Annotated in this window: 8 protein-coding genes; 3 read left to right on the top strand and 5 right to left on the bottom strand. The window is 51.3% G+C overall.

What is annotated here, in order from left to right; genetic code table 11:
• Positions 1-85 precede the first annotated feature (85 nt).
• Both polA and QRN24_RS09535 read right to left on the bottom strand, forming a co-directional pair.
• Entirely contained in the window at positions 86-2,878 is a 2,793-nt protein-coding gene (polA, locus tag QRN24_RS09530; RefSeq protein WP_284942657.1) for a DNA polymerase I, read from the bottom strand.
• Positions 2,879-3,200: 322 nt separating this feature from the next.
• Positions 3,201-3,479 carry a hypothetical protein gene (locus QRN24_RS09535; protein ID WP_226864116.1) on the bottom strand — a complete coding sequence of 93 codons (279 nt, stop codon included), beginning with the start codon at positions 3,477-3,479 and terminating at the stop codon, positions 3,201-3,203.
• Here QRN24_RS09535 and yihG point away from each other — a divergent pair.
• Positions 3,376-4,227: a 1-acylglycerol-3-phosphate O-acyltransferase, YihG family gene (gene yihG, locus QRN24_RS09540; RefSeq protein WP_284942660.1), complete on the top strand. Its 852-nt coding sequence runs from the start codon at positions 3,376-3,378 to the stop codon at positions 4,225-4,227. The genes QRN24_RS09535 and yihG overlap by 104 nt on opposite strands.
• A 24-nt stretch (positions 4,228-4,251) precedes the next feature.
• Here the strand turns inward: yihG and dsbA are convergent, their stop codons facing one another.
• The 3 genes from dsbA to QRN24_RS09555 all read right to left on the bottom strand — a co-directional run bounded on the left by dsbA (position 4,252) and on the right by QRN24_RS09555 (position 6,234).
• Positions 4,252-4,875 carry a thiol:disulfide interchange protein DsbA gene (dsbA, locus tag QRN24_RS09545; RefSeq protein WP_020883990.1) on the bottom strand — a complete coding sequence of 208 codons (624 nt, stop codon included), beginning with the start codon at positions 4,873-4,875 and terminating at the stop codon, positions 4,252-4,254.
• A gap of 27 nt (positions 4,876-4,902) precedes the next feature.
• Complete coding sequence (locus tag QRN24_RS09550) at positions 4,903-5,889, bottom strand: serine/threonine protein kinase (protein WP_284942658.1); 987 nt, start codon at positions 5,887-5,889, stop codon at positions 4,903-4,905.
• A gap of 75 nt (positions 5,890-5,964) precedes the next feature.
• Positions 5,965-6,234, bottom strand: coding sequence for a YihD family protein (locus tag QRN24_RS09555; protein WP_010436801.1), 270 nt, complete (start codon positions 6,232-6,234; stop codon positions 5,965-5,967).
• A 68-nt stretch (positions 6,235-6,302) separates the two neighbouring features.
• Here QRN24_RS09555 and mobA point away from each other — a divergent pair, with 68 nt between their 5' ends.
• Positions 6,303-6,887, top strand: coding sequence for a molybdenum cofactor guanylyltransferase MobA (gene mobA, locus QRN24_RS09560; protein WP_047742347.1), 585 nt, complete (start codon positions 6,303-6,305; stop codon positions 6,885-6,887).
• Entirely contained in the window at positions 6,884-7,387 is a 504-nt protein-coding gene (mobB, locus tag QRN24_RS09565; protein WP_284942659.1) for a molybdopterin-guanine dinucleotide biosynthesis protein MobB, read from the top strand. Before mobA ends, mobB begins: the two co-directional genes overlap by 4 nt.
• The last annotated feature ends 71 nt before the right edge of the window (positions 7,388-7,458 follow it).

Raw genomic sequence — 7,458 nt, forward strand, 5'->3', positions numbered from 1 at the left:
TTACATAGGGAATTCTAATGATCGTCACAAAACGCACTTTGTTATGTTGCTAACTTACATAAAAAGCGCGTTATTGGCAGAACCCTTAGTGAGCTTGATCCCAGTTTTCACCGCTGCCCACTTCCACCAGCAACGGCACGTCAAGCGTCATGCTGCTTTCCATCAGTTCGTGGATCTTCTTCGACACGGCGTCCAGATCATCTTTGTGGACTTCGAATACCAGTTCATCGTGTACCTGCATGATCATCTTCACGCGTGGCTTCTCTTTTTCCAGCCAGGCATCAACCGCAATCATCGCGCGCTTAATAATGTCTGCCGCCGTCCCCTGCATCGGGGCGTTGATGGCAGCACGTTCTGCACCGGCACGACGCGCGGCGTTGCTGGATTTGATGTCCGGCAGATAGAGGCGACGGCCATCCAGGGTTTCGACGTAGCCTTTCTCCTTCGCCTGCGCACGGGTGCGTTCCATATATTCCAGCACGCCCGGATAACGCTCGAAGTAGAGATCCATATACTTCTGCGACTCTTTACGCGGAATGTTGAGCTGGCGCGAAAGGCCAAAGGCGCTCATGCCGTAGATCAGACCAAAGTTGATCGCCTTCGCACTGCGACGTTGCTCATGAGTCACGCTGTCCAGCGGCAGTCCAAAGACTTCAGCCGCCGTTGCACGGTGGATATCCTTTCCTTCCGCAAAGGCCGTCAGCAGCCCCTTGTCGCGTGACAGGTGCGCCATAATACGCAGCTCAATTTGCGAGTAGTCGGCCGAGACGATCAGGTAGTCGTCTGGCGCGATAAACGCCTGACGGATACGACGGCCTTCTTCATTGCGTACCGGGATGTTCTGCAGGTTTGGATCGGTCGAGGAGAGACGACCGGTCGCTGCCACAGCCTGATGATACGAGGTATGCACGCGGCCCGTTTTAGGATTGATCATCAGCGGAAGTTTATCGGTATAGGTAGACTTCAGCTTCGCCAGACCACGGTACTGGAGAATCACTTTTGGCAGCGGGTAATCCAGCGCCAGTTCCTCAAGCACTTCTTCAGACGTTGATGGCGCGCCGCCAGGGGTTTTCTTCAGCGGCTTAATTCCCTGTTTTTCAAACAGGATGGTCTGAAGCTGTTTCGGAGACGAAAGGTTAAACGGTTCGCCGGCAAGCTCATGCGCCTTCTGCTCAAGCTCGGTCAACCGCTGCGCCAGTTCTCCAGAGTGGTTATGCAGCACCGTCGGATCAATTTTTACGCCGTTGCGCTCAATGCGCGAGAGCACAGGTACCAGCGGCATCTCAATGTGCTGGAACACGTTCAGCGGACCTTCGTGCTTCTGCAGTTTTGGCCACATCTTCAGGTGCAGTTGCAGCGTGACATCGGCGTCTTCGGCCGCGTAGCGACCCGCTTCTTCCAGGGCAATCTGATTGAAGGTGAGCTGGTTTTTACCTTTTCCGGCAATCTCTTCAAAGGTAATGGTCTTATGCTTGAGCCAACGGTCGGATAAGGAGTCCATATCATGACGACCCGCCACGCTGTCGAGAATGTAAGATTCCAGCATGGTATCGAACGCAATGCCGCGCAGCTCAATGCCATAGTTTTGCAGAATGCCGCGATCATATTTGAGGTTTTGCCCGACCTTAAGCGCCTTGTCATCTTCCAGAATCGGCTTCAGCAGCTCCAGCACACGCTCACGCGGGATCTGATCAGGCGCATCGAGGTAATCATGTGCAACGGGCACATAGGCCGCCATTCCCGGCTCCGTCGCAAATGACAGGCCGACCATATTGGCCGAGATGTTATCGAGGCTGTCGGTTTCCGTGTCGAAGGCAAAGAACGGCGCTTTTTTGAGCTTCTCAATCCACGCCACCAGCTGTGACTCTTCAAGGAGGGTTTCGTAGTTGTCGAAAGAGAGCGCGATGGCCTCTTCTTCTGCCAGCTCTTCGGCATCAACGACAATCGTCTCCTTTGGCTTAGCAGCCGGTTTGGCCCCTTTTGCCTGCAGCCATTTACCGGCTTCCACGTCCGTGGTCCAGCGCTTGAATTCGTATTTCTTAAACAGGCTTAGCAGTTCGTCTGCGGAAGGCTGCTGCACTTCCAGCTGCTCACAACCCAGTTCCAGTTCAACATCGGTTTTAATGGTTGCCAGCTTATAGGAGAGATAAGCCACCTCTTTGTTCTCTTCCAGCTTTCCGGCCATGGTTTTTGCACCACGGAAGGAGAGCCCGGCGATTTTGTCCGGCTCCGCGTACAGCGTATCCAGCCCGCCCAATCCCTGAAGCAGCGCCTGGGCGGTCTTTTCACCCACGCCAGGTACACCAGGGATGTTATCCGAGGAGTCGCCCATCAGCGCGAGGAAGTCGATAATCAGCTCTGGCGGCACGCCATATTTTGTAACCACCTCTTCAGGCCCCAGGATGGTGTTGGTCATGGTGTTAATCAGGGTGATACCTGGCGTTACCAGCTGCGCCATATCTTTATCCCCAGTACTGATCAGTACCGGACGACCCATTTTTTCTGCTTCACGTGCCAGCGTGCCTATTACGTCATCGGCTTCGACCCCAGAGACGGCCAGCAGCGGCAAGCCCATCGCTTTTACCATCGCGTGCAGCGGTTCAATCTGCGCACGCAGATCGTCAGGCATTGGCGGACGGTGAGATTTGTAATGCTCAAAAAGCTCGTCGCGGAAGGTTTTACCTTTCGCATCAAACACCACTGCCGCATGGGTTGGCTGGTACTGAAGGATCAGGCTGCGCAGCATGTTTAGCACGCCGTACATTGCGCCGATAGGTTCCCCTGCGCTATTGGTCAGAGGAGGAAACGCATGATACGCCCGATACAGGTAAGAAGAGCCGTCGACGAGAATAAGAGGGTTTTCTGGGATCTGAACCATAATGTCCGTGCCTTTAATCAATTTATGCGTAAAGGATGCCACAGAAGGATGAAAACATCAGTTATTAGCGCCAGATACAGGAAAAGATTTTGCGATCGTGAGGATCGCTCGCAAAAATAAATCTGTGGATAAGTTTGTGCATACTTTTACGTCACAGGAATAACAGACGCTAAAAGTACATACCTCATAATAAATAAATGCTATATATCATAGAGTTATTATGTTTCATTTGATCTTTATGGCCAATTGATGACAATTTAGTCTATGTGGATATAAGCCCAGGGCCGCATGCCGTTATAGCGAAATCTTCTGCTCCCGGGCGTTATCCCGCAACGCCTGGCATGAAAGCACCCTTATTTTGTCTGATTTCTGATAAAATCAGCGCCCTGCACCGGATAGCCGGCCGCTCACTTACAGCTAACCATCTGAAAAAGCTCATCATGTCGAGATTGCTCGCAGCAATAACATTACCTTTAAGCATCATTTTAACTATTCTGGTGACTGTCGCCTGTTCTGTGCCGATCATTGTTGCCGGCATCATTAAGTTGCTGCTGCCCGTGCCCGTGGTATGGCGAGCCGTATCCGCATTTTGTAATTTCATGATGTACTGCTGGTGTGAAGGACTGGCGTTCCTGTTGTACCTGAACCCACACCTGAAGTGGGATGTGGAAGGGCTTGAAGGCCTCAACAAAAAGAACTGGTACCTGCTTATCTGCAACCACCACAGCTGGGCAGACATCGTGGTGTTATGCGTGCTTTTCCGCAAACATATCCCGATGAACAAATACTTCCTGAAACAGCAGCTCGCCTGGGTGCCTTTTATCGGTCTGGCCTGCTGGGCGCTCGATATGCCGTTTATGAAACGCTATTCGCGCAGCTATTTGCTTCGTCATCCGGAGCGTCGTGGTAAAGATGTGGAAACCACGCGCCGTTCCTGCGAAAAATTTCGCGCGCATCCGACAACCATTGTGAACTTCGTGGAAGGCTCGCGCTTTACGGAAGAGAAGCGTCAACAAACTCGCTCTCCTTATCAGCACCTGCTGCCGCCCAAGGCTGCAGGCATTGCGATGGCGCTTAACGTGTTGGGCGTGCAGTTCGATAAATTACTCAACGTCACGCTCTGCTATCCGGAAAACGACAGGACACCCTTCTTCGATATGCTCAGCGGCAAGCTGACGCGGATCGTTGTACGCATCGAGCTGGTGCCGGTTGATGACGGGTTGCACGGGGATTACGTTAACGATAAGAATTTCAAACGTCTTTTCCAGCGTTGGCTGAATACGCTCTGGAATGAGAAAGATGAACAGATAGAAAAGATTAAATCTTCATACAAAAACGCCGGTCAGTGACCGGCGTTTTTTTCTTTATTGATCTTACTTCTTCTCGACCAGATATTTCACGGTATCCGCGTACTGCTGTACGAAGATATCCATGCTGCTGGTGTCCATGCCCTGCGTGTTCAGCTGATATTTGCCGTTAACATACATCGCCGGAACGCCCTGCAGCTGAAGGTCTGCGGCGGCTTTTTCCTGCTGGGCTACCAGAGATTTCACCACAAAGCTGTTCCATGCCGCGTCGTATTCTTCACCTTTCACACCGGCATCCACGAAGACTTTACGGATATCTGCAGTCGTCTGAACTGTCTGGGTTTTCTGGACTGCTTCAAACATTGGTGCAGTGATCTTATCTTCCACGCCCAGCGCGATAGCTACCGCCCACGCCTGAGTCAGGTCTTTACCCAATGGACCCAGGAACTCAACGTGATACTTGGTCATTTTGGTGCCTTCTGGCAGCTTTTTCTTCACGTTATCGGAAACATGCAGCACCTGCTCGAACTGATAGCAATGTGGGCAATAGAACGAGAAGAACTCCAGAACCTGTGGCTCGCCAGCGACTGGCTTTTCCAGCGTCGTATACTGTTTGCCGTCGGTAAACTGCGCAGCAGAAGCGCTAAATGCCAGAATCATACCTGCCAGCGCCAGCCAAATTTTTTTCATAATTAACTCTCTCCTGGGTGTGTCCAATTAATACATCGGCGTTAATTGCAGAGGGGGCTCCTTAAGAACCTTAACCTGCTCAGTAAATGTGGATATCTGGCTGCGCCAGTAATCCTCTCCGGTAAGCCACGGGAAATTACGGGGAAATGCAGGATCGTCCCAACGCCTGATTAACCATGCGAGATAATAAACAAAACGCATCGCGCGTAAAGGTTCAATCAGGACAATTTCGTCTGAATTAAAAGGGCTAAACTCTTCATAGGCCTCAATAATCGTTTCAAGCTGCATCCGTTGCTCAGCTTTATCGCCATTGAGCAGCATCCACAGGTCCTGAACCGCTGGCCCCATACGTGCATCATCGAGATCGACGAACAGCGGGCCATCACGCCAGAGAATATTACCAGCGTGACAATCGCCGTGCAGACGCAGAACGGAAATATCATCGCGCCAGCAGGTTTTCACCGCATCAATAAGTTTATCGGTCGCGTTGAGGAAATTATCCTTAAGCGCTTTGGGGATTAGCGCCGAGGTTTCAAATACCTGACGAGGTTCAAGCAGGTATTCCTGAATACCGATTGTCGGACGGGCAATAAAGTATTCTTTGCGTCCCGTCTGGTGAATGCGTCCCAGATATCGGGCAACCCACTCCATCTGATCGATATTATCCGCTTCAAACTGGCGGCCCCCCAGGCTTGGGAATACGGCGTAGTAAAACCCTTCGTGGGTGAGCAGCGTTTGGTTATTAAATTTAAGCGGCGCGGCAACGGGAACATCATCATCCAGCAGATCGTGAGCAAACTGGTGCTCTTCCTGAATTTGTTCTGCGGACCAACGTTGAGGGCGATAGAACTTTACGACGAAGCGCTGACGATCCTCGTCCTGAAACTGATAGACGCGGTTTTCGTAGCTATTTAAGGGGGTTAGCCCGGAATCCACCCGAATACCCTGTTCAAACAGCGCATCCATAATGGTATCCGGGTGTAATGTCTGGAAAGTAAAAGCCTGGTCGTTCATCCGATCATCCGGAAATTATACGAATGATTCAGGATATCATCTTGTGGCGATTTCGGTGCCGCCGCTTACAAGCTTTTACTCTTTAATTACGCCACGTGCACGCAGCAACGCGGTTTTAAAATCTTCCTCATAATCTTTCTGAATACCAGGAATAACAGCGTCTTTGGCAGAGTCGCGCATTTTGAGATGGTAGATCAGGATATCGTCAGAAAGGTCTGTCAGTTCGCCGTCAAAACCTGACTCTTTTGCCAGTTTCTGTAAAAATTGCATCAGATTAAGCTCTGGCTCTTTTTGCCAGGCCGGCTGGAGGAGTTCAATGACTTCATTCAGACGTTTACATTTCATGGTGGTGCTCCTTTCATTGAGAGTGACACGTTAGCAGGGTCAATCCCACAATAAAAGAGGCGATATTCATGAATCATGGCCAGCAAATAATCGGCGTTGTTCTGGCGGGTGGCAAGGCAACCCGAATGGGGGGGAAAGATAAAGGTCTTCAGCTCCTTAACGGTAAGCCACTCTGGCAGCATGTCGCTGATACGCTTGCGGGCCAGGTCATGACAATGGCCATCAGCGCTAACAGGCATAGAGATGTTTATCAGCGTAGCGGGTATCCCGTTTACGAGGATACTCAGGAGAATTATCCCGGGCCGCTGGCCGGTATGCTTTCGGTTATGCAGCAGGCGCACGGAGAGTGGTTTATCTTCTGTCCGTGTGATACCCCGTTTATTCCGTCTTGTCTTGTCGAACGCATGGTACGGCTTCGTGGTAGCGCACCCGTTGTCTGGGCCCATGATGGTGAGCGTGACCACCCTGCTGTTGCGTTGATCCACCGTTCGTTAGTTCCGGCGTTACAGGAGTACCTGACGGCAGGAGAACGCAGGGTGATGGCTTTTATGCGCCAGTCAGGAGGCCATCCCGTCGATTTTAGCGATCTGAAATCGGCGTTTATGAACGTCAATACCACAGAAGATTTGCAGATGATGCAGGAGAAAAAATGATACCTGTTTTGGCCATTTCAGCCTGGAGTAGTACCGGGAAAACGACGCTGCTGAAAAAACTGATCCCTGCGCTTTGCGCTAAAGGTGTTCGCCCCGGATTAATTAAGCATACGCATCACAATATGGATGTCGATAAGCCGGGAAAAGACAGCTATGAGCTGCGTAAGGCGGGTGCTGCCCAAACGATGGTGGCGAGTGATCAGCGCTGGGCATTGATGACTGAAACACCGGATGAAGCGCCGCTGGATCTCATGTATCTGGTTAGCCGGATGGATCACTCTACTCTGGATCTGGTGCTGGTTGAGGGGTTTAAGCATGACGCGGTGGCAAAGATCCTGCTGTTCAGAATCCATGCCGGGCATGATGTTCACGAGCTGACGCTCGATGAGCATGTGATTGCAATCGCCAGTGACGTAGCCCTGGATCTGGAGGTACCGGTACTGGATTTGAATAACGTTGAGGAGATCGCCGCGTTTATTTTGAATTGGTGTGCTGTCTGATGCTCTCTCTGTATGACGGGAAAAACCCAAAGCAAAAAACCCCGCACCATACGGTACGGGGTTCTTTTAAT

Origin of the sequence: Enterobacter sp. MEB024, assembly GCF_030209635.1 — a bacterium.
In the GTDB taxonomy this organism is placed as follows: Bacteria; Pseudomonadota; Gammaproteobacteria; order Enterobacterales; family Enterobacteriaceae; genus Enterobacter; species Enterobacter ludwigii.

Excerpts from the sequence above, each read along its gene's own strand:
- polA (WP_284942657.1), bottom strand. The coding sequence starts at position 2,878 with ATGGTTCAGATCCCAGAAAACCCTCTTATTCTCGTCGACGGCTCTTCT.
- QRN24_RS09535 (WP_226864116.1), bottom strand. The coding sequence starts at position 3,479 with ATGAAATTACAAAATGCGGATACGGCTCGCCATACCACGGGCACGGGC.
- dsbA (WP_020883990.1), bottom strand. The coding sequence starts at position 4,875 with ATGAAAAAAATTTGGCTGGCGCTGGCAGGTATGATTCTGGCATTTAGC.
- QRN24_RS09550 (WP_284942658.1), bottom strand. The coding sequence starts at position 5,889 with ATGAACGACCAGGCTTTTACTTTCCAGACATTACACCCGGATACCATT.
- QRN24_RS09555 (WP_010436801.1), bottom strand. The coding sequence starts at position 6,234 with ATGAAATGTAAACGTCTGAATGAAGTCATTGAACTCCTCCAGCCGGCC.
- mobA (WP_047742347.1), top strand. The coding sequence starts at position 6,303 with ATGAATCATGGCCAGCAAATAATCGGCGTTGTTCTGGCGGGTGGCAAG.
- mobB (WP_284942659.1), top strand. The coding sequence starts at position 6,884 with ATGATACCTGTTTTGGCCATTTCAGCCTGGAGTAGTACCGGGAAAACG.